Source organism: Maridesulfovibrio pacificus (SeqCode) (assembly GCF_048612815.1).
Classification (GTDB): Bacteria; Desulfobacterota; Desulfovibrionia; order Desulfovibrionales; family Desulfovibrionaceae; genus Maridesulfovibrio; species Maridesulfovibrio pacificus.
This window is the reverse complement of the sequence record NZ_JBLZNE010000001.1, coordinates 685,104-711,638: the sequence shown is the minus strand read 5'-3', so window position 1 is coordinate 711,638 and position 26,535 is coordinate 685,104. Positions and strand designations below refer to the sequence as shown.

Genomic DNA, 26,535 nt, shown 5'->3' with positions numbered 1-26,535 from the left:
TAGCACACAAAAAAGCCGCAATATCTTATATGATATTGCGGCCTTAATTTTTGGTAACGCCCGGAGGCACTCTCTAAATCAACAAATTCCCAACCTGATAAATAATCACGGACAGCGTGTAACCGAAAGCCAGCGACCCGAAAACTGAGAATGTCGCCCATTTCCAGTTGGTTTCACGGGCGATAACCGCCACAGTAACCATGCACGGCACATAAACCATCAAGAAGATAAACACCGACCAGATGACCGGAGTGGTCCATGCCTTATCCGCAGCAATTTTCTCAGTAAGAGAAAGAGGCTCTTCCGGATCTTCCTCTCCAAGAGAGTAAGCTGTGGACATGGTGGAAACAAAGACTTCCTTGGCTGCAAATGCGCCTATGAAAGCGATATTAGCCTGCCACGGAAATCCGGCTACGTCTGTCACCGGAGATATAGCCTCACTGAGACGGCCTGCATAGGAATATTTAAGGGCTGCCTCACCTTCATTGTAGCTGATTTCAGCAAGAGCCTGCGCTGCCTTGGTTTCTTTTTCCTCAGCAGTGCCGGTCCATGCAGCACTCTGCTCTGCAACCTGAACACGCTGAGCTTCGAAAGCTGCAACACGTTCAGCAGGAAGCTGCGGAAAGGTCATCAAGGCCCACATAAGAACGGAAATGGCAAGAATTACGGTACCAGCTTTCTTCACGTATTCCCAGACACGATCCCAAGTGTGAATGGCAATCCCGTGCAAAGTCGGAATACGGTATGGCGGTAATTCCATAACAAAAGGAGTGGACTCACCCCTGAGAGCGGTCCAACGCAACAGCCGCCCGAAACAAAGGGCCAGCAGCCAAGAAACCAACACCAGACAAAACATGACCGTAGTCGCATTGTCCGGGTAAAATGCACGGACAAGCATAAGGTATGCGGTGGTCTTCGCACCGCAGATCATGAACGGAGCGGTCAGGATGGTGGCGATACGTTCCTTGGGACTGCGCAAAGTTCGGCAGGTCATTACCCCGGGAACAGCACAACCGCCCGGAAGACCGCCGGACATAATGAAGGGCATAATCGACATACCGTGCAGCCCGAAGGAACGGAACACACGGTCAACCATGTATGAAACACGGGCCATATAACCAAGATCTTCCAGAAAAACGAGCATGGCGAACATGATCAAAATCAGCGGCGTAAACCCCATGACCGCGCCAACGCCATCAATAACGCCGGAAGTGATCATGGACTTGAGCAGTCCATCCGGCAAAAACGATCCTACGGTACTGGAGAACCACGCGAAAGCGTCTTCAACCCAGCCTTGCGGCACAGCACCTACATTAAAAGTAATGTAGAACATGCCGTACATGATCAGAAGCATGATTACCGGACCAAGAAATTTATGAGTCAGCACAAGGTCGATCTTGTCTGAAAAATCAAAACGAAGGTCATCTTCACGGCTGATAACACCCTGCTTAAGGATGGAGTTAATGAAACCGTAACGATAGTCGGCAAGCACTGCCTCGGGATAGGTGTTCAGGGTTTTCTGGATATGTTCGGAGACAGTCTTAACCTTTTCTTCCAGCTGTTCGGCTAGCGGTCCGGCCTTACTACCATTCTTCATGACAATTTCATCTTCTTCCAGATATTTGACCGCCAGCCAATGCGGATCATAGCGGTCTGTCATGAATTCATTTTCCTTGATCAAAGCAGTCATCTCTTCAATAACCGGATCAAGGTCGTGACCATATGAAATATTTACCGGACTCCACTTTCCCTGAGTTTTTTCAACGACCTTCTGGACAGACGCCATGAGCTCGTCTTTACCCACTCCCCTGCGGGCAATGCACTCGATGACAGGAACACCCATGAGTTCGGAAAGCTTTTCAGTGTCGATGCGGATGCCTTTCTTACGAACCTCGTCCATCATGTTCAGTCCGAGAACAACAGGCACACCGATTTCCATAAACTGAACAGCAAGATAAAGAGAACGTTCGAGAGAGGTCGCGTCGAGCATGTTGATGACCACATCGGGCTTTTCATCAACAATCACATCACGGGCAACAACCTCTTCCATGGAGTAAGAAGTAAGCGAGTATGTACCGGGCAAATCAACCAGATTAGCACAGAATTCCGGAGTACAATAACGCCCTTCAGTACGATCAACGGTAATTCCCGGATAGTTCCCCACCCGAGCCGTTGCTCCGGTCAGGGCATTGAACATAGTACTCTTTCCACAGTTTGGCTGGCCTGAAACAGCTACAAAATATTCCTTACCCATGAACTAATCCTCCGGCTGAACCACTATGAAATCAGCTTCATTGTTGCGCAGGGTCAAAGTAAACCCTTTCATGCGCAGAGCAACAGGATCTTTGAGAGGCGCACGGCCCACGACCATGAATTCAGTACCGGGAACAAGCCCCATATCACGAATACGGCGGCCAAGTTCACCACTGGCATTGACTGCAACGACAACACCTTTCTGGTCTTTTCTCATTGTTCTAAGTGATACGGACATAACTCCCCTCTACTATATATCGATGTACATGAATATGAATAGCATTTTCAACAACACGCAGTCTATTGGAGTACTGCGAGAAATGAGTTTCATAGGCACGCAGATGATTGAAAGTCAATCTCAAACCCTACAATTTTAATGTGAAAAGTTTGACATGTTTAATTTCACACCAATTAAGTATGCAACACAGTAAGTCAATCAGCTATAATCATTTTTAATTGTAGAAAAGATTGGACGGAACATTTACACTGCCAAAATAAACTACCACTCTAACCATTCATACTTCTACATGAAAAAATTACTCTCCTACGAAGATCTGCGCCAATACGCCAAAGTCCTGCTCTGGGCTTTAGACAGCCAAAAATCAGATGGCTTAAAAAACAAAGATATCATCATTATTAAATATGACTATCTGGCAACGCCTCTTGCTGAAGCACTTTTTGCGCTGCTCATTGAAAAACATTTACATCCAGTCATGGAAACCGGACTGACTCCGGCCATGAAAGCTGAATTGTACATCAATTCCAGCTATGGTCAGCTTACTTTTCATCCTCCGGGCAAAGAGGATCTTTACTCGAGCGCATCAGGCGTTATCCGCATTCACGCCCCGGAAGAAGTGGAAGCCATGACCGAGGTTGACCCTCGTTCGATAATGGAAAACCGGAATGGTTCGCGTTCCTTCCGCCAATCAATTGAGAAACGCAAACTGCACGGCAAGCTGGCTTGGACTGAGTGTGCCTACCCCACCGCAGCTTTGGCGGCAAAATCCGGTCTTTCACTTGAGGATTACACCACCCGACTCATGCGGGCCTGTTACCTGAATATGCCAGATCCAGCCCGCGAATGGCAGAAAATTTCTGATCGTACCAACGAGATAGCCAAGTGGCTTACTTCGCTGAATATCAAAACGATCCATATGCAATCGGAGCTTTGCGACCTATTTTTCTCACCCGGAGAAAACAGACGCTGGCAGGGAGCCGCCGGAGAGAACATTCCCGGATATGAGATCTACGTGTCTCCTGACTGCCGGACCGTGAACGGCATATACTACGCCGACCTCCCTTCTTTATATATGGATAAAGCCACCTATGGCGTGCAGATCGAATTCATGGATGGTATTGCAATGCACGTAAAGGCCATGGGCGGGGAAAAATTCATCCTTGATCAGCTCCGGGCAGACGGCGGAGCACGCAGGGTCGGTGAATTCTCTTTGACCGATGCATCCATCTCACGGGTCGATCATTTCATGGCCCAGACCATTCTTGATGAAAATTTTGGTGGAGAGCAAGGCAGCTGCCACATCGCGTTGGGTCAGTCCTTAAGCGAAACATTTGCAGGTCCTCCTGAAATTCTCGATAAAATGATGATGGATTCGCTGGGCTTCAATACTTCTTCCATTCATTGGGATCTTGTGAACACTGAAGAAAAAATTGTTACCGCAAGCCTTGCCGATGGCAAAAAAGTGACTATTTACGAGGGCGGACGGTTCAAAATGCCTTAAAAATGCATGAATTTAAAAAAAGTTCCCTTTGATCCCCTTTCATGTGTTGACAAGATATGCGGGATGCTTATTTGTCTAATTGTGCGGTCTGACTGTCCTTTTTCAAGGTACTCAGGCCGCTAATTCATGACACCGGAGAGTCCATGTCTGGAAAAGAAGATAATAAAGAAATGAACGAACAGGAAACCGCAGCAACTGAAACAGAAGAAACTGCGGAAGCTGAGAATGAAGTGACTTTAAGCGAAGATGAGCTCAAAGCCCTCTGCCGGGAACACGTATGCCCCGCATGCGATGTGATGGGAGAAGCCAAGGAAGAAAGGCTCCGCGCACTGGCCGAAACGGAAAATATCAAAAAGAGACTTGCCCGCGAGACTGAAGAACTGAAAAAGTTCGCGGCAGACTCCATCCTTTCCGACCTGCTGCCCGTGCTCGACAACCTTGATCTCGCCCTTGACCACGCCCAGAACCTCGATGCTTGCAAGGACTTCGTAATCGGCGTGGATATGACCAGAAAAATGTTTCTGGATACCCTCGCCAAACACGGCCTAAAAGCTGTAGGCAAAATCGGCGATGAGTTCGACCCCAATTTTCACGAAGCCATGGGCATGGCACAGGTTGCGGATCTTCCTGACAACTCCATCGCCCAGATCATGCAGCGCGGATACGTACTTAAAGAGCGGGTAATCCGTCCTGCAAAAGTAATGGTGAACAAATTATCCTGATTTTTATAGCCTGACCTCTTTACAAGCAGAAATCAGGCCTTAAATCATAATGCAATAAATTTGAACATTCATCTGGAGGAATTTATATATGTCTAAAATTATCGGAATCGACCTCGGTACTACCAACTCCTGCGTTTACGTTATGGAAGGTAAAGACCCCAAATGTGTTACCAACGCAGAAGGTGGCCGCACCACCCCCTCCATCGTAGGCTTCACTGACAAAGAACGCCTCGTTGGTGAAATTGCTAAACGTCAGGCTGTTACCAACCCTGAAAAGACCGTTTTCGCTATCAAGCGTCTCATGGGTCGTCAGGTAAGCACCCCTGAAGTAAAAAAATGGTCTGAGCACTGCCCTTACCCCATCGTTGACGGTAAAGGCGGAGATGCATGGGTTGAAATCGAAGGCAAAAAATACAGCCCGTCCGAAGTTTCCGCCATCATCCTGCAGCAGCTCAAAAAAGATGCTGAAACTTACCTCGGCGAACCTGTTACCGAAGCAGTTATCACCGTACCCGCATACTTCAACGATTCCCAGCGTCAGGCAACCAAAGATGCAGGCCGCATTGCAGGTCTTGAAGTAAAACGTATCATCAACGAACCTACTGCAGCTTCTCTGGCTTACGGCTTCGACAAAAAAGCCAACGAAAAGATTGCGGTATTTGACCTCGGTGGCGGTACCTTTGATATTTCCATCCTTGAAGTAGGCGACAACGTTGTTGAAGTTCGCGCTACCAACGGTGACACTTTCCTCGGCGGTGAAGACTTTGACAACGCTGTAATTCAGTACCTCGTTGAAGAATTCAAGCGTGAAAACGGCATCGACCTTTCCGCTGACCGCATGGCTCTGCAGCGTTTGAAAGAAGCTGGAGAAAAAGCGAAGAAAGAACTTTCCACTTCTGTGGAAACCGAAGTAAACCTGCCCTTCATCACCGCTGACCAGAACGGTCCTAAGCACCTCATGGTCAAAATTTCCCGCGCCAAGCTGGAAAAACTGGTTGAAGATCTTGTTGAACGCACCAAGATTCCCTGCCAGAAAGCACTGAAAGACGCAGGCCTGACCGCAGCTGACATTGACGAAGTCATCCTCGTCGGTGGTATGACCCGTATGCCTCTGGTACAGCAGAAGGTTCAGGAATTCTTCGGCAAAGAACCCAACCGTTCCGTTAACCCGGACGAAGTTGTTGCAATGGGTGCATCCATTCAGGGTGGTATCCTCGCCGGTGACGTCAAAGACGTTCTCCTGCTCGACGTTACTCCCCTGTCCCTCGGTATCGAAACCATGGGCGGTGTTTTCACTAACCTGATCGAAAGAAACACCACCATTCCTACCCGTAAGAGCCAGGTGTTCACAACTGCGGCTGACAACCAGCCCTCCGTGTCCATCCACGTTCTGCAGGGTGAGCGTCCCATGGCTGCCGACAACATGACCCTCGGTCGTTTTGAGCTGACCGGAATTCCCGCAGCTCCCCGCGGCGTACCCCAGATCGAAGTTACCTTCGATATCGATGCTAACGGTATCGTAAATGTATCCGCTAAGGATATGGGAACCGGTAAAGAACAGTCCATCCAGATCACCGCTTCTTCCGGTCTCTCCGAAGAAGACATTGAGAAGATGGTTAAGGATGCTGAGTCCCACGCTGAAGACGACAAGAAAAAGCAGGCTCTCATCGAAGCTCGCAACCAGGCTGACTCCCTGATCTACACCACTGAAAAATCCCTGCGTGAAGTAGGAGAAAATGTGGATGCAGCTCTCAAGTCCGACATCGAAGCCAAAATTGAAGATCTCAAAAAGGTTCAGGATTCTGATGATCCTGAAACCATCAAGCAGGCTACCGACGCTCTTGCTCAGGCTTCTCACAAGCTGGCTGAGCAGCTCTACGCACAGCAGAATACCGGAGCAGAAGGCGCCGCAGGCCCTGAAGGTGCTGCCAATGCCGGAGCTGCAGGCGCAGACGAAGATGTAGTCGACGCAGACTTCACCGAAGTTAAAGACGAGAAAAAATAATTCCCGTGCAAGCTTGCATAGCTGATTAGTAAAGTATAATTTAATCCGGCCTTCCTAAAGTTAGGAAGGCCGGATTTTTTTTACCTTCCCTTGACGAATTTACTTTCATGGGCCACAAACTTTGCATGGAAAAATCAATGAATAGAGACAAGGCCGTGCGCCTTTCAAACCATATTTTTACCTTAGTCATGCTGGCGGCTTTTATCTTTGCCGTATCCGGCTGTGTTTCTCTCCAGAAACAGCCGGTTAAAATGCCTACCATTTCCACTGAAATGCTAAGCACTACAGACCTTGCCAGTGAAGCTGATAAAGCCTGGCGGTTAAAGGACTACATCTCCAGCGAACTTTACTACACCAGACTGCTGGAACGCACCGATATTCCTGAACGGGTAATCCTCCCGGCAACGGAAAGATTGGCTGTCAGCTCCTTTAAATCCGGCCATTATCATGAAGCCGAAGCACGTCTTGAGCAGTGGCAGAAGCTTTCCGAAGAAGCGAGAAGCTCCCCGGTCTGGCAGAGTTACTATTTCGAGACCCTTGCTGCTATTAAGGATTTCTCCAAGCTGAGAACCCATCTTTCCCAGACCATGGAAGACCCTTTCCTGTCTTGGGATATCCGTTCCGCTGCAGGCAAAAGACTTTCCAGCATGGAACAGGATGCCGGGTCTCTTGAAGCACTCGAAAGGCTCTACGCCATTGCACCTGCTGACAATAACAAACAGGAACTGGAACAGTGGTTCATGAAAGGCCTTGAAGAAAAAAGTAAGGCTGAAATAGATGTCATGAACGAACTCGTTCCCAGCGACAGCAATTTGAAATTTCCCTACGAACTGCTGGTTTTCGAAAAAGCGGTCCGCCAGTCTGAAGACATTGAGTACTGGCCCATGTCGTGGCGCACCATGTCCGGCATCATCCAGAACGGTCAGATCGCGGATAAAACTTACTTCACCGAAATTCTGAATAAGCTCCAAGGAGAATACGGCATCCCGCGCGTAGGTATCGCACTTGTACTGCCCATCTCCGGACGTTTTCAGGAATACGGCTGGAAAATCGTACGCGGTGCGGGAGCTGCCCAGTGGGAAATGACCAAGGCAGGACTCGACGTGGATGTACAGGTCATCAACACCGAAGCTCCTGACTGGCTGGAAAGACTCCAGAATCTGCCCCCATGGTACTCCACTATCGGCGGACCTCTCAGCGTTAAAGCTTTCAAGCAGATGGAACAGGCCGGAACTTATGCGGACAAAGTGACCTTCTCCTTCCTTGCCAAGCCCGGCAACCTTGAAGAAGGCAAGCAGGCTTGGAGATTTTTCTCCAGCCCTGAAGACCAGATCCGCTCTACCCTCGACCTCGCAGTCAATGATCTGGGTATCACCAAGCTGGCCGTGCTTTATCCGCAGGAAAAATTCGGCCGCCAGATGTCCAAAAAATTCTTTAATATGGCTTCCATGCGCGGCGCGAAAATCACCGGCATGGCATCCTACCCGCCCCGTGACTTCCCTAAATGGGGCAAAGTGGTCGGCAATCTGGTCCGCGCTCCTCAGAAACAGGCTCAGAATGAAGCCAATGGTCTGGGCGAAGACGCTCCCCTGCCGGAAACCGATTTCGGTGCGGTGTTCATCCCGGATACATGGCATCAGGCACAATTGCTGATCCCGCACTTCTTTTTTCATGAGGCAGACACCCTTGTCTTCCTCGGCCCTGAACTCTGGAGTCAGGCACTGAACTCCGCCCGCGACGTTGAAGCGCGCAACCTGCGCCTGACTGTTGCCCCCGGAGCATGGTGGCCCGCCAGCGACGGAGCTTCACGCCTCAAAGAAGTAATGGACCGTGAAGGTCTCGGCACCCCCGACTTCTGGGTTGCGCTGGGATACGACTTCATCAAGTTCGCAGGCAAACTGGGAACTTTTTCTGAAGGCTGGACCGCTGAAACCGTTAACGCCCGTATCAGTGATGCCCAGCACATGGATTTCAGCCTTGCCCCCATCAGCTGGAACGCTGACGGTCAGGCCAGCCAGAAGCTTTACCTGTTCCGTCCAGAACAAAACGGCAAGACCCGCATCGATGCAGATCTGGTCAGCAACACCCTCGCTAAGGCCAAAGCCAGACGCGAGGCACGTGTAAACGCTTGGAAAGAGAAGCAGGCTGAGCTGGAAGCAAAGAAAGAAGCTGACAAAATTGAAGAATAAAACAGCCTTCGGCGAGCCCTTCGGGCGGACCAAAAAACCCTTTAGCAAAAGGGTTCTCTGGACTCTCCCAAAACCTTTTGCTATGGCTTCGCCACTGTCATTAAAATAATGTTATCAGGAGATATTCAATGAGTGATGAGAAACTCAATCTTGAGGAAGTAGCGCGAGTTGCGCGACTGGCCCGTCTTGATCTTTCAGAAGAAAAAACTGAACTTTTTGCAGGACAGCTCAATAACATCCTCACATACATGGACAAGTTGAACGAAATCGACACCAGCGAAGTGGAACCCATGTTCAGCCCGGTGGAACACACCACCAGACTGCGCAAGGATGAGGTCAAGAAGGAACACACAAGAGAAGAAGTTCTTTCCAATGCACCTGACTCTGACGGCAAGTACTTCGTTGTTCCCCGCATCGTATAAATTCAATCTAATACGCAGAGATATAAAATGTCCGCACTCATAGAAAAATCACTCACGGAAATCCACGCCATGCTCATGGCTAAGGAAGTGACCGCAACTGAAGCTGTCAAAGCCTGCCTTGAACAGATCGCCAAAAGCGAACCCGAAACCAAGGCCCTGCTGCATACCTGCAATGATGAAGCACTCAAGCAGGCCGAAGAAATGGACGCCGCAGGTCCTGACGCATCCAAGCCGCTTTGGGGTGTACCGGTAGTCATCAAAGACGCACTGGCAACTAATGGAATCCCCACCACTGCAGGTTCCAAAATCCTTGAAGGATTCACCCCCTTCTACGATTCCACTGCAGTTGCCAAGCTCAAGGAAGCTGGTGCCATCATCATAGGTAAGGCCAACATGGACGAATTCGCCATGGGTTCCACCACTGAGAACTCCGCTTACCAGACCACCACCAACCCTTGGGACGCCAGCCGCGTACCCGGCGGTTCTTCCGGTGGTTCCGGAGCAACTATCGCAGCCGGACAGTGCTACGCTGCACTTGGTACCGATACCGGTGGTTCTATCCGTCTTCCCGCATCTTTCTGCGGCTGTGTAGGTGTTAAGCCCACCTATGGCCGCGTATCCCGTTACGGCATGATCGCCTACGGTTCTTCCCTCGACCAGATCGGTCCCATGACCAGAACCGTAGAAGACGCCGCCCGCGTGCTCAACGTTATCGGCGGGTACGACCAGCGCGATTCCACTTCCGCTGATCAGCCCATGGAAGATTTCGTAGCCGCCCTTGAAGAGCGCAAGGACCTTTCCGGCCTGACCATCGGCCTTCCCGAAGAATACTGGGGCGAAGGTCTTTCCGAAGAAGTTTCCGAAGCCTGCCGCGCTGCAATCGCCAAGGCCGAAGAACTGGGGGCCAAGACCGTTCCGGTTAAACTTTCCATGACCGAATACGCCATTGCCACCTACTACATCATCGCAATGGCTGAAGCGAGCTCCAACCTGTCCCGCTTCGACGGCGTACGCTACGGCCACCGCACCGAAGATCCCAAGGAATTGGCAGAGCTTTACACCAAATCCCGCACCGAAGCTTTCGGTGACGAGGTTCAGCGCCGTATCATCATCGGTACCTACGTTCTTTCCGCAGGTTACTACGATGCATACTACCGCAAGGCCGCTCAGATTCGCCGCCTGCTGCGCGAAGACTTCAACAAGGCCTTCGAGTCCTGCGATCTAATCGCAAGCCCCGCATGCCCCACCACAGCCTTTCCCGTAGGTGAGCTGACTTCCGATCCCCTGCAGATGTACCTGCAGGATATCTTCACCATTTCCCTTAACCTCGTGGGAATGCCCGGCATGTCCCTGCCCGTAGCATTCGGCAAGGAAACCAACATGCCCGTAGGTCTCCAGTTCATGGCACCAGCCTTCGACGAAAAGACCATGCTGCAGGCTGCTAACGTACTTGAAAAGAACCTCCCCGAGCTGCCAAAAGTTAAGCTCTAGGTCAAACCCTCAAAATAAATACCTGTTTATTTTTAGCCCATCGGCAGCAGGTAATTTTATTACAAAGATCAAGCCCCGCGCTCTCCTGAGTGCGGGGCATTTTTATGCTTAGGCATGTAGTTATCGCAAAATAACGCTGCAATTATTGACTACAAAGCTTTTTAATTATTTTTTCTCTAAAAAACTTATTATGTTTTTTCAGGTGTTTAACTAAAAATAACGATTTTTTATGCATTTATTGCATTTTCTTAGCAGAGTAATGCTTGACTTTACCTGAAGAATAATGGAGAGTCTCTTCATCAAACACCAGCCGTACCCGTGAAGGCACGGTCAGACTGTGACTAGCGCTGGTTTAAATTGAACATGTCTATCGAGGAGCCGAGTACGCATCTTGTACACGGCCCTTTTTTTTTGGTGCACGGGCGCTAATATACTTTTTTACTTTTTTGGAGAATTTTGAATGTCTAAGAATATCTATGTTGGTAATCTGCCTTGGTCCGCTACTGAAGAAGATATCCGTGCTTCCTTTGAAGCTTACGGTGAAGTTGTTTCCGTTAAACTCATCGAAGATCGTGAAACCGGTCGCCCCCGTGGTTTCGGTTTCGTAGAAATGGATGACAACGGCGCTCTCGATGCTATCGAAGCACTCGACGGTAAAGACTTCGGTGGTCGTAACCTCAAGGTTAACGAAGCCAAGCCTAGAGCAGAACGCCCCCGCTGGTAGTCTGTTTCAGTAAGTCGTAAAAGACTTTTTAGCGCCCGGTTCTCTTTTGAGAATCGGGCGTTTTTTTGTTTGGTACGCATTCAGTTTTACGGGAATCCTTCCAGCCCGCTCTTTTGCGCTGGATTAAACGTAACCTTATAAGATATAAGACTTCTACTTACTGAAATTCGTCATTCAAAAGAGGTACACATGGGCTGCTGCGTTGGGGCTGATCATAGTAATTGGTGTGAAGATTACGACATCGTTTATATTGATGATGAGGGGAAAGAGTATTGTATTTTTCATGCTCCTGCTGAGTGTAAGTTTGTTGAGCTTTATGATGAAAGGGATGGTGGTGAGAAGCCTGCTTTGATGGAGGCTAAGCAGTTTAATGGGTTGGTTTTTGCGCGGATTGATGGGGTTATTGAGGCTGGGGAGGATGAGGAACGTGATAGATGGGATTATTTTAACTGGAATCCTAGATGTAATTTCACAAGCACAATTTTTCCATACCCTATTCGATTTAACAACAGCAAAGTAAGCAACAAGCTACCCGCTATTAATTTCCATAAGTCAATTTTTACACATGATGCTTTTTTTTATAATATTATTTTTTACAACGATATAAACTTTAAGGAAGTTACATTTAACAAAGATTCTTTTTTTTACCGCAGCATCTTTAAAAGTATGGTATCCTTTGAATCAGTAATCTTTAAAGAAAAAACTGAATTTGATTTTTCTGTATTTCATAACCACACTTCTTTTCAGCAAGCTGAATTTCATCAAAAAAGCACTTTTGACAGTGTCAAATTTATTGATCAAGTTAGTTTCAAAAACACTACAATTAAAGACTATGCATATTTTGCTAACACACAATTCAGAGATAATGTTGATTTTTCACATAGTAAATCATTTTTTATGTATTTTCCGAACGCACAGTTTCGGGGAGCTGCAAACTTCAGCAATATAATATCTAAAGGAGACATTGATTTTACAAATGTTCAGTTTAGACATTTTTCGTTATTTAGCGATTCTGAATACGATAATGCAGCTTTTAGTTATGCACAATTTAGAAAAGATACCAGTTATTCAAATTTCAAAATAAAACGCAATTCTTATTTTGATGGAGCTGAATTTAGAGAAAATGTAATTTTTTACAATGCAACCTTAGGAAAGACTACATTTTCACTAGCTGAAGTCCGCAAACAAGCAAATTTCAAAATTTGTTTTTTTTATAAATCCCTCTTCAACGAAATGAGATTCAAGGGGCCTGTATATTTTGATGCTGCTAAATTTATGAATTTAGCATCTTTCAAGAATACAATCTTTCATGACTACTCCAACTTTGAACAAACCGAATTCAATAGAGGAGCAAACTTCAAGCGAGCTTTTTTCAAAGAGTGGGCATATTTCCGCAACACAAAATTCGCCAAAGAAACAACCTTTTCCGGCGCAATATCTAAAGAAACGATCCTCTTGGAATCACTGGACTTATCCCATGTAAAACTTGCAGAGACCAACATCGAATCCTTCAAATTCATAGACTGTAACTGGGGTGAAGAAAGATTTGCCAAAATTTACGATGAGAAAAACGATCCGAAAAATTGTAAAGACACGACCTTAGCCGAAATCTACCGCCGCCTAAAGAAAATTGCTCGTGAAAGTGCAGATGAAGAACAGACTTCCCACTGGCATTATCGTGAAAAAGAGATGACCAGACGCAACTTAAGTTGCATTTCACTTTTTCAATTCTGGTTTACGCTAATCATCGCAATACTAATGATTCTGCTTTCTGGATGGTTGTTGCAACACATGCACCCACCATACTATGCAATACTTCCTGCATTAATATTCCTTGCTTTGCCTGCTTCTTTAATACGCGAAGAAATTTGCGATAGATCAAAAACAGCAAAACTCGGTTCAAAAATATACTTAAATATTTATCGATTTATTAGTGGATATGGTGAAGAACCTGTGCGCGCATTTATGGTCCTTTTTGGACTCGCCGCTCTGCCATTTCTGCTTAATTTCTTGGTAAGTCTCGAAACATTGCCTCAAACAGACTGGATCAAACAAGCCATGTGGTACATGCCACTAATCCAAATTAAATTCCCAGACACAATAAACTTCACGGGCCTTCAGTACCTCCTAAAAGGCATCTCAGTAACCGCCATAACCCTCCACGCAGCCCTCTTCGGTTTCGCCCTGCGAAACAAGCTACGCCGCTAATAGAACGCAAAAAAAGCCCCGCACTCAGATGAGCGCGGGGCTTTCAACTACCCAATAAATTTATTCTAAATCCATCAACCCAATTCAATCTCCATGGCCCCCACAACTTCCTCAAGCACGGCAATAAAATTGTAGATTTTTTCCACACCGATTGTAAGAGCTGGATGCATCCGTAAAGCGTTGGTCCCAAGACGATGATCTACTATGAATCCCCGCGAAACCAATCGCCTATGCAGCTCTGCCACTTGTGAAACATCTACGTGATCGGCCATAATCAGAATCGCCATCAGCCCCCTGCCGCGTGCGCATTCTATCAAATCTGACTCGGCAGCGACTCGCTGTAAACCATCCATGAGAACATCAGATAGCAATTCTGCATGCTGGATCAGGTTATGCTCATTAATTTCGGCAATCACGGCCTCTACTACAGCAGCGCCCAAAGGATCATTGAGATGGGATTGACCGTAGGCAACGGCATCAGGACCAAGCAGCTCTACAACACGACTGTTGAGCGAAACAGCGCTTACTGGGTAACCATTTCCGATACCTTTCCCCATAGCGACAATGTCCGGCTGCATGTCATAGTGCTGAAATCCGAACCATTTTCCAGTCCTGCCAACGCCTGTAGTGACTTCATTGACCATCACCAACCCATCTGCGGCGGACATGTCCTGAACAATGTTGCTGATCAATTTTGGAGGCGGAAAGCGGACCATCCCGGACGAACTACCGGGCTCAAATAAGAAGGCACCAACTTCATCAAACGGAATATCGGAATAAACGGAACAATCCTTGGTGCAAACCTCCTGAGTGCAACGCTCACATTCGTTCCAATCAAAGAGGAACCATTTGTCGGAATCTTTCGCCGAGGCATCCCCATAGGCACCGAAATATGAATCAGACATGGTCATGATGCGTTTCGACTTCAGCACCGTGCGTAATACACGCACTCCATATTCTACCGATTCACTGCCTGAACAGAGGAAAGAACATCTTCCCCCGGCATGACCGAGCAAACCAAGAACCGCTCCGGCAGCACGCTCAACAACATCTGAACTATAACAAAAACCCACATGCGAGATATTATCCATCTGCGCAATAACGGCTTCCCTCACTGCCCGATTAGAATGGCCAATACTGGTGCACCATATCCCTGCTTCCAGATCAATGTACTGGTTGCCATCGGCATCAATAAGAGTGCAGTTATTTGATTTTACAATCTCCGGAACCAACAATTCTCGACCGGGAAAAGCAAAAGTATTTTTCATCCAAAAGCCTCTCTTATTTTTTATCTAACTAACAACCGACTAACTTAGTTTAAATTTAGTAGCAACCTCTTTCCAAATGATTCATTTTTGAGACTTCCCTTCCACAGCTGAACGCAAAAAAGCCCCGCGCTCATAAGAACACGGGGCTTTCAATTTCCATATCAAAGCGAAACTACTTAACTTCGCCAGCCTCAAAACCGATTTTAGTAATGGTCTCTTTGACCTTGGCTTCATCGACAGGGGTAGCTTCTTCGTAGGTAGCGCATGCGTCTTCAAGGCTGACCTTGACATCAGTAACACCCTCAATTGCACTGAGAGCCTTCTCAACTGAACCAACGCAATGCATGCAACTCATGCCTTTTATTTCTACTTTTTTCATGACTAGTCTCCTTATTCTCTTCTGAATGCTTTAGCTATTCGGGAGTATGGCAGCATTAGCTACTCAACCCTCTAGTTGAGAACACGTATCATGTAGTCGTGTCGGCATCAAGCCCTGCTAATTATTCTCAATCCATTCCATGGCTTCTGCAAAATTGAGAGTCCCGGTATAGATGGCCTGACCGGAGACTGCACCTTCGAGGCCTTTTGAAACCAGAGGCTGGAGATTAATGACATCCTCAAGGGTAGCAACACCTCCGGCAGCGATAACCGGCAACTTAGTCTTGGAACACAGTTCGGAAAGAGCCATAACATTCACACCGGTCTGCATGCCGTCACGGCTGATGTCAGTGTAGATGATAAATGCAGCCCCGGCTGCTTCAATGCGGGGAATAATGTCAAACACAGTAATTCCTGCATCTTCAACCCAGCCGCGAGACTTAAGTTGTCCATTAACAGCATCAAGTGAGACCCCGATCTGACTTGGGTACTTGGCGCAAAGCTCAGCGAAAGTTTCCTCATCTTCAAGGGCCATGGTGCCGATGATCAATCGTCTTACGCCTGCTTCAAGATATTTGGATGCAGTTTCAATGTCACGAATACCACCGCCGAGCTGCACCGGAATGCTGAGCTGGCTGCAGATATCCCTGATAAGTTCAAAGTTCTTGGGCATTCCGCTGAATGCGCCGTCCAGATCAACTACATGCAGATATCTTGCGCCCTGATTTTCCCAGTATTTTGCCTGGGCAACGGGATCACTGGAAAATACGGTAACAGCATCAGCCTGTCCCTGTGAGAGGCGTACGCAAACGCCGTCCTTGATATCTACAGCGGGGAAAACGATCATAAACCAAGCTCCATAAGTCCTGTCTCAAGAGCTTCATCAGCAAGTTGCATTGCGGTAACCCATTTGCCTCCACGTTTGAAGAAAGTACCGGCTTCCAGCATATTCTCAGTCAGAGGCTGCTGGGTTTCGTCATAATGAAACCTTCTGATGATGCGCCTGTTGTTAACATCAATAAGATACAGATCAATAATTACAGAAGCGGGCTGGATGTTGAAATCAGCCTTCTGCATGCCGCGCAGATCCTGCCAGAAAATAATCTGGGGGACCAGAATGTAGTCGGCGCTCATGCACTGACCGACCTTAACCCAATAAGCAAAAGCGGCTTCGCGACGACCGCCCAAATTTTCAAAAACTTCGATTTCCTGGCACTGGCGTGTAATTGCCGGACGCGCAAAAGCGGTAACACCATGCTTTGAAAGCACACCCACCATCTTGGCATCAAGCTGCTGCAAAATGTCTTTATTAATGGGCTTGCCTTCGTGCGGCAGATAGCCGGCCAGCAGCTCCCAGTTGAACACAGGGTTGGTGAACCCGGCTACGGCAATTTTTCCGCTAGGGCGCGGGAGTTTGACAAGGTCACTCTTGGAAGCACAACCACTGAGTGCTCCAAGTGCGAAAACACAGAGAATGAGCAGAGGGAAAAGCCGTTTCATTAATCGAGACTCCCTTTTGTACTGGAAACACCTTGTCTTTCAACGGACAGAGCATTACGAAAAGCAAGCCCAAGTGCCTTAAACGCACCTTCGAGCAGGTGGTGGCCGTTACGTCCGTATTCAAACTTGATGTGCAGGTTCATACCGGCCTTGAAAGCCAGTGACTTGAAAAATTCACGCCAGACATCTCTTTCGTCCCCGGCAATGATCGGGGGCAGGATGTCATCATCATACACAAGATAGGCCCGTCCTGAAAGGTCAATTACAACCTCAACGAGCGCTTCATCCATAGGCACCTTGGCAAAACCGATACGGTTGATGCCTTTCTTATCGCCCATGGCCTCTGAAAGAGCCTGCCCAAGAACAAGCGCGATATCTTCAAGGGTATGGTGCGAATCAATTTCGAGGTCGCCTTTGCATTTGAGATCAAGATCAAACCCGGCCCAAAAGCTCATCAAAGTCAGCATATGGTCTGCAAACCCAACTCCGGTATCGATATTAGTACTACCTTCACCGTCAATATTAAGCTTCAGGGAAATATCAGTTTCCTTAGTGGTACGGGTAATTGCTGCGGATCTCTGTGACAAAACCAACCTCTCTTATGGTGCGGCCTGTTGCGGCCATTACATTTCAATCAAATCTTCATCGTAGCCTGAATCTGCCGCTTTAGACTTCTTTTTCTTTTCTGCGCCAGAATCTTCTGCTTCAGGCTTTTTTTCAGCCGGGGATTCAGCTTCTGTTTCAGAAGAGCTGTCTTCAGCTGATGCAACGGAATCTCCGCCGTCAGGACCGGAATCATCCGGACCGTCATTTTCAGGATCAGCATTCTTCAGCTTCCTGCCACCACGCTTACCAAAGAAGTAGGCCACCCAGATACCGAGTTCATAAAGAATGATCAGCGGTCCAGCCATCAAGGTCTGGGTCATAACATCCGGAGGAGTCAATATTGCGGAGCAGATAAAGCAGACCAGAATGGCGTACTTACGTTTGGCCCGCAGACCTTCGGCAGTGACCACGCCCAGTCTGGCGAGGAAGAAAATGAACAACGGCAGCTCGAAAATAAGGCCAAAAGCAAAGAGCAGCTTAAGTGAAAAGGCCAAATATTCCCGCAGGGTCGGCATGGGTTTGATGAATTCATCAGCAAAGCCCATGAAAAATTCACAGCCGAACGGAAATACCACGTAATACCCGAACAATGCACCGCCCACAAAGAAAAATGCGGACAGGAAAGCCAGCGGAATCATCCACTTGCGTTCATGTTCATAAAGTCCGGGCGCAATAAAGCCCCAGACCTGGGCAAAAATATAGGGAGATACAGTGAAAATCCCGGCCACAAAAGCAACCTTCAAGTAGGTGACAAAACCTTCGGGCAGGGAAGTAAAAATCAATGTTGAATCAGGCGGCAGAACTGCAACCAGCGGTGCCATGAGCAGGGAAAAAAGCGGTTTTGCAAATGAATAGCAAGCCAGAAACCCAATACCGCAAGCAATCATAATCCTGACAAAACGGCGGCGCAATTCTTCGAGATGCTCAAGGAAAGTCATGGGAGCTTCCTCTTCATCAAGCTCGTCATCATCTTCCGCATCTTCGTCTGCATCTGAATCATCTTCAGATACAGCAAGACCGTCCGCATCCTTTACAGCAGGCAGTCCGGCTTCGGAGTCAGTGCTTTCGGCGGTTTCCTCTTCAGGATTCAGAGATTCCGCAGCAGTCTCTTCAGACTGCTTTTTTTCTTCAGGACTCTCCTGCCCTACTTCACGCGAATCTTTCTCCGCTGAACTCATGCTTTCTCGCTCTCGGTCTTAGGTGCTGCAGCGACCTTTTCAGTCTCGTCAGCGGCCTGCTGTTTTTCAGCTTCAGCCTGACGTGCTTTTTCCATAGCTTCTGCTTCAGCTTTCTTGCGTGCAGCCTCGCGCTCTGCCTCTTCTTTCTGTGACCTTTCTTCGTCGGCAGCAGAAATTTCAGCATCAAGAGTGTTTTTTACATCATTAGACATCTTCTTAACTTCGGAAAGACCTTTACCAAGGTTCTTGATAAGTTCCGGGAGTTTCTGGGGTCCAATGAGAATAAGGGCTACAACCAAAATTACGATAAGTTCTGTAGAACCGATACCGAACATATTAATTCCTTCTTCGTTGCGACAATAAAAAACACGCTAATGCGCGGAAAGCCGACACTGACCTAATTTATACCCAGCGTAGGCTTTTTCAAAATTTGCTGACGTCTTGTAACCGATTTCTAAAACTTTATCTACGTCTTATCTCCATAGAAATTCAGAGTAATCGGTTAGCTTTTAACTATTTACCAATTAATGCCCTAATACCCATAGCTCACTACCAACTTAATTTAATAGGACTTCCTTCTTATCTTTTGTTCTACATCGCACCATTAAGCGCGTTTGATGGATTTAAAACTAAAACCATCAACACTGAATTTCAAAAAAAAATGCCTCCAACATATTGTCGGAGACATTTAATTAATTCAATTCCAAGGGAATAATTATTCCCATTCGATGGTTGCCGGCGGCTTGGAAGAAATATCCAGAACCACGCGGTTAACACCTTTAACCTCGTTGATGATCCTGTTGGACATACGTGCGAGGATATCGTTGGGGATGCGGGACCAGTCAGCGGTCATAGCATCGATGCTGTCTACGATACGAAGTGCAATGACGTGCTCGTAAGTACGGTCATCGCCCATTACGCCGACAGTTTTGAGAGGCAGCAGAACAGCGAAGCCCTGCCATACCTTGCGGTACCAGCCGGAAGCATGCATTTCGTTCTGTACGATCTTGTCAGCCTGACGCAGGATTTCAAGACGCTCTTCAGTTATTTCACCCAAAACACGGATAGCGAGACCCGGACCGGGGAAAGGCTGGCGCCAGATAATGAACTCGGGCAGACCAAGCTCGTAAGCAACCTTGCGGACTTCATCTTTGAAGAGTTCACGCAGAGGTTCAACCAGATCGAGATCCATATCTTCAGGCAGTCCGCCAACGTTGTGGTGGGACTTGATGACCGCAGAGGGGCCTTTGAAGGATTCGGACTCGATTACATCGGGGTAAAGAGTACCCTGTGCGAGGAATTTTACATCCTTTAATGCGCTAGCTTCTTCATTGAAAACATCAATGAAGGTGTAACCGATGAGCTTGCGCTTCTTCTCAGGATCTTCAACACCTTTGAGTTTGTCGAGGAAAAGGTCGGCTGAATCAACGCATTTGACGTTGAGTTCGAAGTGTTCTTCGAGGAAGCCGATAACTTCTTCACGCTCGTGCATACGCAGCAGGCCGTTATCTACAAAGATGCAGTGCAGACGTTTGCCGATGGCTTTGTGCAGAAGAACAGCAACAACAGTAGAGTCAATACCGCCGGAAAGACCGAGTACAACCTGGTTGTCACCGATTTTTTCGCGCATTTCCTCGATGCAGTTCTCTACGAAAGAGGACATGGTCCAATCAGCTTTGAGCCCTGCAACTTTGAAAACAAAGTTGTTGATGATGGTGGTACCGCTCTCGGTGTGTGCCACTTCGGGGTGGAACTGGAGGGCGTACATTTTCTTTTCTTCGTTAGCCATGGCTGCGAAGGGGATAGACTCAGTGGTACCGCAAACCTTGAATCCCTCGGGGATTGCTTCAACGCGGTCACCGTGGCTCATCCATACAGTGAGCTTTTCGATGTCTTCGATTCCTTCGAAAAGAGTGCAGCTGGAATCGCCTTTGAATTCCGCACGGCCGTATTCACGGTCTTCGGAAGAAACAACGCGACCACCAAGATCGTTGGTCATGAGCTGCATGCCGTAGCAGATGCCAAGCACGGGTACGCCCAGTTCCAGCAGGGAAGGATCAAGCTGCGGAGATTCATCTTCCAGAACGGAGGAAGGTCCGCCGGAAAGAATCAGCGCACCGGGATTAAGATCCTTAATCTTCTGGGGATCAACATTACAGGGGTGAATTTCGGAATACACACCCGCTTCACGGATTCTACGAGCAATCAGCTGAGTAAACTGAGACCCGAAATCCAGAATAATTACTTTATTATCGTGCTGCATGACGACTCCTGATTAATAGGAATCAACCCGATAGTTGGGTGCTTCCTTGGTAATAATTACATCGTGAACGTGGCTTTCTTTGAAACCGGCGGCAGACATGCGGATGAACTGAGCTTTCTCTGCCATTTCAGCAATATTAGCACAACCCACATAACCCATACCGGAACGGAGACCGCCGATCATCTGATAGATGCTGTCGGATACGGGTCCTTTGTAAGGAACGCGTCCAACGATTCCTTCGGGAACCAGCTTGTTGGTATCCTTCTGGAAGTAACGGTCAGAGCTACCCTTCTTCATCGCGTCAATGGAACCCATGCCGCGGTAGAGTTTGTAGCTACGACCCTGATAGAGAACTTTTTCACCGGGGCTTTCATCAGTTCCAGCGAACATGGAGCCCATCATTACGGTATTTGCACCCGCAACCAGAGCTTTCACAACATCGCCGGAGAATTTGATGCCACCGTCACCGATTACGCAGACTCCGCGTTCCTGACAGGCACGGGCTGCTTCCATAATCGCGGTGATCTGCGGAACACCAACACCGGCAACAACGCGGGTGGTGCAGATGGAACCGGGACCGATACCAACTTTAACAGCGTTTACACCGGCATCAATAAGAGCCATAGCGCCATCGTAGGTAGCAATGTTACCACCGATAATCTGTGCATCGGGGTAGCAGGAACGGAGTTCCTTGATTGCTTCAAGAATACCCTTGGAGTGACCGTGTGCGGAATCAAGAGTCAGGAAGTCAACACCGGCAGTAATCAACGCAGAGCTGCGCTCCATGAGATCACGGCCGACACCTACAGCGGCACCTACACGGAGACGGCCTGCGGAGTCTTTAGCTGCGTTGGGATACTTCTTGACCTTATCAATATCCTTAATGGTGATCAGACCGGTCAGCTTGTTTTCCTCGTCAACAACCAGCAGTTTTTCAATGCGGTTGGTGTGCAGGTGACGTTTAGCCTCTTCGGAAGAAGTTCCCTTCTGCACGGTAACGAGGTTACGGCTGGTCATCACTTCAGAGACGGGCACATTGCGGTCAGAGATGAAACGGACATCACGGTTGGTGATGATACCTACAAGGTGCTCACCTTTAACAACCGGGAAACCGGAAATTTTGAATTCAGCCATGAGGTCGAGAGCTTTGCCCACGGTGTCATCGGGATGAACCACAATGGGATCGGTAACCATACCGGACTCGGATTTTTTAACCCTCTCAACTTCACGAACCTGATCACGTACGCTCATATTTTTATGAACAACGCCGACACCGCCGTGACGGGCCATCTGGATCGCCATCTTGGACTCGGTGACAGTATCCATTGCGGCACTGACCAGTGGGATTCCAAGAGTGATCTCTTCGGTGAGTTTGGCGGATACGTCCACACTATCGGGAAGAACTTCCGAATAGGCGGGCAAAAGCAGAACATCGTCAAAAGTCAGAGCCTGACCTACTACCTTTTCCATATTGCCCTCGCAAAATGATTTGAAATATTAGCTAAAAGAAAAGAGAAATCATTACATATGATTCCTCTCAAAGGCGCGCTCCGGTCATTATTGGCGATCTACCGGACAGCGACACCATCAGTTTCTCAGGGGTTTTGGCAGGTTCTTCCCTGCCGGGAATTTCAATCTTTGATAAACTGATTATATACTTTTTTGCACCGGACTCAAGGCCGTAACAGAAAAGTTATTAAAAGTGTTCGGCCCCGCATATGTGCAGGGCCGAATTTTGTCAATAATTAATTTGTCTCCGACGGCCCTCCAGAAAGCAGAGAACCCTTTTGGGTAAGGGTTCTCAGACTCTCATAAAACATTTATCAAGGCTTCGCCGTTTCAATTTAATCAACTAAACTACAAGCCAAGATATGCCTTCTTGATATCTTCGTTGGCGAGAAGTTTGTCGCTACTATCGGAAAGAATGATTTCTCCATTTTCCATTACATATCCACGATGAGCAGTTTTCAAAGCAAGGTTTGCGTTCTGCTCTACCAGAAAAACTGTGGTACCGCTTTCCTCGTTAATCTTTTTCACGATCTCAAAGATCTGGCGGATAATCAGCGGAGCAAGACCAAGGGATGGTTCGTCCAGAAGTAAAAGCTTTGGACGGGCCATAAGCGCGCGGGAAATTGCCAGCATCTGCTGCTCACCGCCGGAAAGGTTACCCCCAAGCTGCTTGCGGCGTTCATAAAGAATAGGGAAAAGCTCGAAGACATGATCCATGTCAGCTTTGACGCCGCTTTTGTCGTCACGCAGGAACGCTCCCATATCAAGGTTCTCAGTAATGGTCAGGTCCGGGAAAATCAGACGTCCTTCCGGAACCTGAGAAATACCCATTTTCACAATCTTATCCGGCTTGGTCTTATGAATCGGCTCTCCGTTGTAGAGCACTTCGCCGGTTCTCGGCGGCACAACACCGCTGATAGTCATGAGAGTGGTGGTCTTCCCTGCACCATTGGCCCCGATAAGGGTGATAATTTCTCCCTGCTTTACTTCGATATTGATATTACGAAGGGCCTGAATATTACCATAAAAGGTATTTACGTTCTTAAGTTTAAGCATCGACAAGTTCCTCCCCGAGATAAGCCTTGATTACAGCGGGGTTCTCGCTGACTTCCTGCGGTGTGCCGTGAGCGATCTCTCGTCCGTATTCAAGTACGAACAAGCGATCCGACAATGACATGACCATTTTCATATCATGCTCAATGAGCAGAACTGAGATGTTATGCTTATCCTTGATGGAAACGATCAACTCTTCAAGTTCTGAAGTTTCCTGCGGGTTCATACCTGCCGCAGGTTCATCCAGAAGTAAAATAAAAGGATCAGTTGCTAAAGCGCGGGCAATTTCAAGTCTACGCTGTGCACCATACGGAAGGTTACGGGCCAGTTCGTCCGCAAACTGATCAAGACCGAGTTCCTGCAGAAGTTCATAGCTTTTGAGAATAGTCTCCTGCTCTTCCCTGCGGGTCCGAGGGTCACGAAAAACCGCACCGAGGAAAGTCGCCTTAGTCCGGCAATGACAACCGATCATAACATTTTCAATAACCGACATGGACGGAAACAGTCTGATATTCTGAAAAGTACGAGCCATTCCCAATTCAGTTACATGGTTTGGCTTCATACCATTGATGCGTTTAAAGCCGTCACCCTTGGGATCGATATTAACGTCACCCTCTGTCGGGTTGTAAATTCCTGTGATGCAGTTAAAGAAAGTTGTCTTGCCTGCCCCGTTGGGTCCGATAAGCGCGACAATTTCCCCTTCCTTCACATCAAGATCAACATCATCAAGTGCGCGCAATCCACCAAAATCCTTGCTGACGCCCTTAACTTGGAGAACTGTTCTTCTTTCATTACTCATGGGCGCCACCTAAAGCCTTTTTCACTGCGCTGATATCAATTTTCTTCCGAACATCACGAACCAATCCCTGAGGTCTGAAAACCATAACCAGAACCATGGTCGCACCGAAAATGAGCATACGGTATTCAGAAAAGTCCCTCATATATTCGGGTAACAGAATCAGCACCAACGCTCCGAGAATAACCCCGAGGATGGAGCCCATACCGCCGAGGACAACGATGGAAAGAATGATTGCCGATTCAAGGAATGTGAATGACGCAGGGTTGATGAAAGTGGTCTTGGCAGCGAAGACGACCCCGACCATGCCAGCCCATGTAGCACCCAGCGAGAAGGCCATGAGCTTGGTTTTCATCTTATCAATCCCCATAGCCTGACAGGCAATCTCATCCTCACGCAGGGCCTGCCATGCACGCCCGATACGGGAATTCTTAAGCCTGTTAACCACGAAAATGGTAAAAACCACCAGCACCAGCATCAAATAATACATGAAGTTGATCTGGGCCATAAACCCTTTGGCAAGGCCGAAGAATTCAGGGCGGGCAATATTGGAGATACCGGCCGGTCCATGAGTGAAAGTTCCCCAGTTTTCCAGGACAAGGCGGATAATCTCACCGAAACCAAGGGTTACGATAGCCAGATAGTCACCACGCAAACGCAGCACCGGAAAACCAAGCAGGATACCGCAGAAGGCTCCCAACAATGCTCCAAGAGGCAATGCCACCCAGAAACTGATTCCCCAATACATATTCATAAGAGCGTAGGAATACGCGCCCACAGCATAGAAGGCCACAAAACCGAGGTCCAACAGTCCGGCCAGACCGACAACAATATTTAATCCCAGACCAAGCACTACATAGATGAGTGCCGAAGTCATGACGTTGACCTGATACATTGAAAACAGTTTGGGAAATGCGATTGCAAAACCAGTCACTGCGATCACTGCGGGCCAGAAGAATTTCGGATTAGCCAGTAGCTTGTTAAAAAGCGTAATCTTCTCAACACTGGATTGTTCTTCCGCCTTCTTGCCCTTCTCTTTGCGCTCAAGCATATAGCGCCAGAGAAATGAAAGAACAAAGGCCGCCGCACCCACATATAAAACCCGGTCCAAATGCCAGGTAACAGACTTATCAATTGTGTTCACGAAGACCCCCATAATGGGCAGGGTCAAAAACATGAACCACAATGAAGCCAGTATAGATTTTTTCAAGCCTTCCATATTAAAAGATATCCATTTTTATCATTTTCAATCAGCGGGAAGCGTTTCCCGCACCATCAGCCTGACTGTTACACCTTCTGGGTCTTAGCCTTGCCAAGCAGCCCGGAAGGCCTGAAGATGAGGATAAGAACCAGCAGTGCGAAGGCAAAAACGTCTTCGTAGTCACTGGAAACATATCCGGTGCAGAAACTTTCGGTCCAGCCGAGAATAAGGCCGCCCAGCATAGCGCCGGGAATAGAACCGATTCCGCCAAGAACAGCGGCTGTGAAAGCCTTGATACCAGCGATAAATCCAATAAAAAAGTTGATCTGCCCGATATGCGAGGCAATAAGAACACCACCGACAGCCGCAAGGGCGGAACCGATAACAAAGGTGGCTGAAATAACCTGATCAACGTTGATACCGACGAGCATGGCCATTTTACGGTTTTGAGCCGTGGCGCGCATGGCCTTACCCATTCTGGTAAATTTGATAAAAAGGTTGAGGGCAACCATGACCACAGCTGCAACGACGATGATGACAAAGTCAGATGAGCCGACCATGGATTCAAACTTCCCGAGAAAGTGAAATTCGGGGATAAGGTTGGGGAAGGAAAGAAAATCGGAAGTCTGGGAAAGCATCACATAGTTCTGGAGAAAAATGGACATACCGATTGCTGAAATCAGCGGAGAAAGTCTCGGCGCCCCACGCAACGGACGGTAAGCTATTTTCTCGATGGTATAACCATATGCAGCGGCATAAACAATCGCCGCAATGGAAGCCAGAACAATGATGGAAGCCGCCGGGAATCCGAAGCTGGTCAGAATACCTGCGACAACGAGCCCCACAAATGCCCCGATCATATAAATTTCGCCGTGGGCAAAGTTGATCAGTTCAATAATGCCGTAAACCATGGTGTAGCCGAGGGCGATAAGCGCATAAATGCTCCCTCTGGTCAGACCACTGAAGAATAATTCCAGAAAATATTCCATTTGGACCCTGCTGAATCAAGACTCAGGGGACAGGCGATACA

The 26,535-nt window shown here is 47.9% G+C and carries 22 protein-coding genes and 1 pseudogene; 8 read left to right on the top strand and 15 right to left on the bottom strand.

Annotated features, from left to right (window positions below; genetic code table 11):
- Positions 1-73 precede the first annotated feature (73 nt).
- Positions 74-2,254 (bottom strand): ferrous iron transport protein B, encoded by a 2,181-nt coding sequence (feoB, locus tag ACNI23_RS03465; protein ID WP_420246804.1) that lies wholly within the window; start codon positions 2,252-2,254, stop codon positions 74-76.
- A 3-nt stretch (positions 2,255-2,257) separates the two neighbouring features.
- The gene (locus tag ACNI23_RS03460; RefSeq protein WP_420246802.1) at positions 2,258-2,491 is read right to left on the bottom strand and encodes a FeoA family protein; all 234 of its coding nucleotides are present in this window, start codon (positions 2,489-2,491) and stop codon (positions 2,258-2,260) included.
- A gap of 289 nt (positions 2,492-2,780) precedes the next feature.
- Here ACNI23_RS03460 and ACNI23_RS03455 point away from each other — a divergent pair, with 289 nt between their 5' ends.
- The 8 genes from ACNI23_RS03455 to ACNI23_RS03420 all read left to right on the top strand — a co-directional run bounded on the left by ACNI23_RS03455 (position 2,781) and on the right by ACNI23_RS03420 (position 13,753).
- Entirely contained in the window at positions 2,781-3,992 is a 1,212-nt protein-coding gene (locus ACNI23_RS03455; RefSeq protein ID WP_420246800.1) for an aminopeptidase, read from the top strand.
- 143 nt (positions 3,993-4,135) lie between these two features.
- On the top strand, positions 4,136-4,714 hold the full coding sequence (gene grpE / locus ACNI23_RS03450) for a nucleotide exchange factor GrpE (RefSeq protein WP_420246799.1): 579 nt from the start codon (positions 4,136-4,138) through the stop codon (positions 4,712-4,714).
- 88 nt (positions 4,715-4,802) lie between these two features.
- Positions 4,803-6,719, top strand: a complete 1,917-nt coding sequence (gene dnaK, locus ACNI23_RS03445) for a molecular chaperone DnaK (RefSeq protein WP_420246797.1) — start codon at positions 4,803-4,805, stop codon at positions 6,717-6,719.
- 137 nt (positions 6,720-6,856) lie between these two features.
- On the top strand, positions 6,857-8,908 hold the full coding sequence (locus tag ACNI23_RS03440) for a penicillin-binding protein activator (RefSeq protein ID WP_420246796.1): 2,052 nt from the start codon (positions 6,857-6,859) through the stop codon (positions 8,906-8,908).
- Between the two features lie 128 nt (positions 8,909-9,036).
- Positions 9,037-9,330 (top strand): Asp-tRNA(Asn)/Glu-tRNA(Gln) amidotransferase subunit GatC, encoded by a 294-nt coding sequence (gene gatC, locus ACNI23_RS03435; RefSeq protein WP_015851444.1) that lies wholly within the window; start codon positions 9,037-9,039, stop codon positions 9,328-9,330.
- A gap of 27 nt (positions 9,331-9,357) precedes the next feature.
- Positions 9,358-10,821 carry an Asp-tRNA(Asn)/Glu-tRNA(Gln) amidotransferase subunit GatA gene (gene gatA / locus ACNI23_RS03430; RefSeq protein WP_420246795.1) on the top strand — a complete coding sequence of 488 codons (1,464 nt, stop codon included), beginning with the start codon at positions 9,358-9,360 and terminating at the stop codon, positions 10,819-10,821.
- 460 nt (positions 10,822-11,281) lie between these two features.
- On the top strand, positions 11,282-11,545 hold the full coding sequence (gene rbp, locus ACNI23_RS03425; protein ID WP_419780070.1) for an RNA-binding regulator: 264 nt from the start codon (positions 11,282-11,284) through the stop codon (positions 11,543-11,545).
- A 189-nt stretch (positions 11,546-11,734) separates the two neighbouring features.
- A complete protein-coding gene (locus tag ACNI23_RS03420; RefSeq protein ID WP_420246794.1) occupies positions 11,735-13,753 on the top strand; it encodes a pentapeptide repeat-containing protein in 2,019 nt (672 codons plus the stop codon).
- 74 nt (positions 13,754-13,827) lie between these two features.
- On the opposite strand, the gene ACNI23_RS03415 is transcribed toward ACNI23_RS03420, so the two are convergent.
- From ACNI23_RS03415 to ACNI23_RS03355, 13 genes and pseudogenes are all read right to left on the bottom strand, one after another.
- On the bottom strand, positions 13,828-15,021 hold the full coding sequence (locus ACNI23_RS03415; RefSeq protein ID WP_420246792.1) for an aminotransferase class III-fold pyridoxal phosphate-dependent enzyme: 1,194 nt from the start codon (positions 15,019-15,021) through the stop codon (positions 13,828-13,830).
- Between the two features lie 172 nt (positions 15,022-15,193).
- Positions 15,194-15,400 (bottom strand): heavy-metal-associated domain-containing protein, encoded by a 207-nt coding sequence (locus tag ACNI23_RS03410; RefSeq protein ID WP_420246790.1) that lies wholly within the window; start codon positions 15,398-15,400, stop codon positions 15,194-15,196.
- 117 nt (positions 15,401-15,517) lie between these two features.
- Entirely contained in the window at positions 15,518-16,246 is a 729-nt protein-coding gene (hisA, locus tag ACNI23_RS03405; protein WP_420246788.1) for a 1-(5-phosphoribosyl)-5-[(5-phosphoribosylamino)methylideneamino]imidazole-4-carboxamide isomerase, read from the bottom strand.
- Positions 16,243-16,899, bottom strand: a complete 657-nt coding sequence (locus ACNI23_RS03400; protein WP_420246785.1) for a hypothetical protein — start codon at positions 16,897-16,899, stop codon at positions 16,243-16,245. The genes hisA and ACNI23_RS03400 overlap by 4 nt, the downstream gene beginning before the upstream one ends.
- Positions 16,899-17,486, bottom strand: a complete 588-nt coding sequence (hisB, locus tag ACNI23_RS03395; protein ID WP_420246784.1) for an imidazoleglycerol-phosphate dehydratase HisB — start codon at positions 17,484-17,486, stop codon at positions 16,899-16,901. The genes ACNI23_RS03400 and hisB overlap by 1 nt, the downstream gene beginning before the upstream one ends.
- A 195-nt stretch (positions 17,487-17,681) precedes the next feature.
- Positions 17,682-18,443 (bottom strand): annotated as a pseudogene (gene tatC, locus ACNI23_RS03390) (twin-arginine translocase subunit TatC); the annotation flags it as partial.
- Between the two features lie 236 nt (positions 18,444-18,679).
- Entirely contained in the window at positions 18,680-19,018 is a 339-nt protein-coding gene (gene tatB, locus ACNI23_RS03385) for a Sec-independent protein translocase protein TatB (protein ID WP_420246781.1), read from the bottom strand.
- A gap of 380 nt (positions 19,019-19,398) precedes the next feature.
- Positions 19,399-20,946 (bottom strand): glutamine-hydrolyzing GMP synthase, encoded by a 1,548-nt coding sequence (gene guaA / locus ACNI23_RS03380; protein ID WP_420246779.1) that lies wholly within the window; start codon positions 20,944-20,946, stop codon positions 19,399-19,401.
- 12 nt (positions 20,947-20,958) lie between these two features.
- Positions 20,959-22,416 (bottom strand): IMP dehydrogenase, encoded by a 1,458-nt coding sequence (gene guaB / locus ACNI23_RS03375; protein ID WP_420246777.1) that lies wholly within the window; start codon positions 22,414-22,416, stop codon positions 20,959-20,961.
- Between the two features lie 387 nt (positions 22,417-22,803).
- Entirely contained in the window at positions 22,804-23,511 is a 708-nt protein-coding gene (locus tag ACNI23_RS03370; protein ID WP_420246775.1) for an ABC transporter ATP-binding protein, read from the bottom strand.
- On the bottom strand, positions 23,504-24,307 hold the full coding sequence (locus ACNI23_RS03365) for an ABC transporter ATP-binding protein (RefSeq protein WP_420246773.1): 804 nt from the start codon (positions 24,305-24,307) through the stop codon (positions 23,504-23,506). Before ACNI23_RS03365 ends, ACNI23_RS03370 begins: the two co-directional genes overlap by 8 nt.
- Positions 24,300-25,523, bottom strand: coding sequence for an ABC transporter permease subunit (locus tag ACNI23_RS03360; protein WP_420246771.1), 1,224 nt, complete (start codon positions 25,521-25,523; stop codon positions 24,300-24,302). Before ACNI23_RS03360 ends, ACNI23_RS03365 begins: the two co-directional genes overlap by 8 nt.
- A 68-nt stretch (positions 25,524-25,591) precedes the next feature.
- Entirely contained in the window at positions 25,592-26,494 is a 903-nt protein-coding gene (locus ACNI23_RS03355; RefSeq protein ID WP_420246769.1) for a branched-chain amino acid ABC transporter permease, read from the bottom strand.
- Positions 26,495-26,535 lie beyond the last annotated feature (41 nt).

Bases quoted from the DNA above. Each gene is read 5' to 3' on its own strand.
- gatC (WP_015851444.1), top strand. From the start codon at position 9,037: ATGAGTGATGAGAAACTCAATCTTGAGGAAGTAGCGCGAGTTGCGCGA.
- ACNI23_RS03370 (WP_420246775.1), bottom strand. From the start codon at position 23,511: ATGCTTAAACTTAAGAACGTAAATACCTTTTATGGTAATATTCAGGCC.
- gatA (WP_420246795.1), top strand. From the start codon at position 9,358: ATGTCCGCACTCATAGAAAAATCACTCACGGAAATCCACGCCATGCTC.
- ACNI23_RS03460 (WP_420246802.1), bottom strand. From the start codon at position 2,491: ATGTCCGTATCACTTAGAACAATGAGAAAAGACCAGAAAGGTGTTGTC.
- grpE (WP_420246799.1), top strand. From the start codon at position 4,136: ATGTCTGGAAAAGAAGATAATAAAGAAATGAACGAACAGGAAACCGCA.
- ACNI23_RS03440 (WP_420246796.1), top strand. From the start codon at position 6,857: ATGAATAGAGACAAGGCCGTGCGCCTTTCAAACCATATTTTTACCTTA.
- ACNI23_RS03400 (WP_420246785.1), bottom strand. From the start codon at position 16,899: ATGAAACGGCTTTTCCCTCTGCTCATTCTCTGTGTTTTCGCACTTGGA.
- feoB (WP_420246804.1), bottom strand. From the start codon at position 2,254: ATGGGTAAGGAATATTTTGTAGCTGTTTCAGGCCAGCCAAACTGTGGA.
- ACNI23_RS03415 (WP_420246792.1), bottom strand. From the start codon at position 15,021: ATGAAAAATACTTTTGCTTTTCCCGGTCGAGAATTGTTGGTTCCGGAG.
- guaA (WP_420246779.1), bottom strand. From the start codon at position 20,946: ATGCAGCACGATAATAAAGTAATTATTCTGGATTTCGGGTCTCAGTTT.
- ACNI23_RS03365 (WP_420246773.1), bottom strand. From the start codon at position 24,307: ATGAGTAATGAAAGAAGAACAGTTCTCCAAGTTAAGGGCGTCAGCAAG.
- guaB (WP_420246777.1), bottom strand. From the start codon at position 22,416: ATGGAAAAGGTAGTAGGTCAGGCTCTGACTTTTGACGATGTTCTGCTT.
- ACNI23_RS03420 (WP_420246794.1), top strand. From the start codon at position 11,735: ATGGGCTGCTGCGTTGGGGCTGATCATAGTAATTGGTGTGAAGATTAC.
- ACNI23_RS03410 (WP_420246790.1), bottom strand. From the start codon at position 15,400: ATGAAAAAAGTAGAAATAAAAGGCATGAGTTGCATGCATTGCGTTGGT.
- tatB (WP_420246781.1), bottom strand. From the start codon at position 19,018: ATGTTCGGTATCGGTTCTACAGAACTTATCGTAATTTTGGTTGTAGCC.
- hisA (WP_420246788.1), bottom strand. From the start codon at position 16,246: ATGATCGTTTTCCCCGCTGTAGATATCAAGGACGGCGTTTGCGTACGC.
- ACNI23_RS03455 (WP_420246800.1), top strand. From the start codon at position 2,781: ATGAAAAAATTACTCTCCTACGAAGATCTGCGCCAATACGCCAAAGTC.
- dnaK (WP_420246797.1), top strand. From the start codon at position 4,803: ATGTCTAAAATTATCGGAATCGACCTCGGTACTACCAACTCCTGCGTT.
- ACNI23_RS03355 (WP_420246769.1), bottom strand. From the start codon at position 26,494: ATGGAATATTTTCTGGAATTATTCTTCAGTGGTCTGACCAGAGGGAGC.
- rbp (WP_419780070.1), top strand. From the start codon at position 11,282: ATGTCTAAGAATATCTATGTTGGTAATCTGCCTTGGTCCGCTACTGAA.
- ACNI23_RS03360 (WP_420246771.1), bottom strand. From the start codon at position 25,523: ATGGAAGGCTTGAAAAAATCTATACTGGCTTCATTGTGGTTCATGTTT.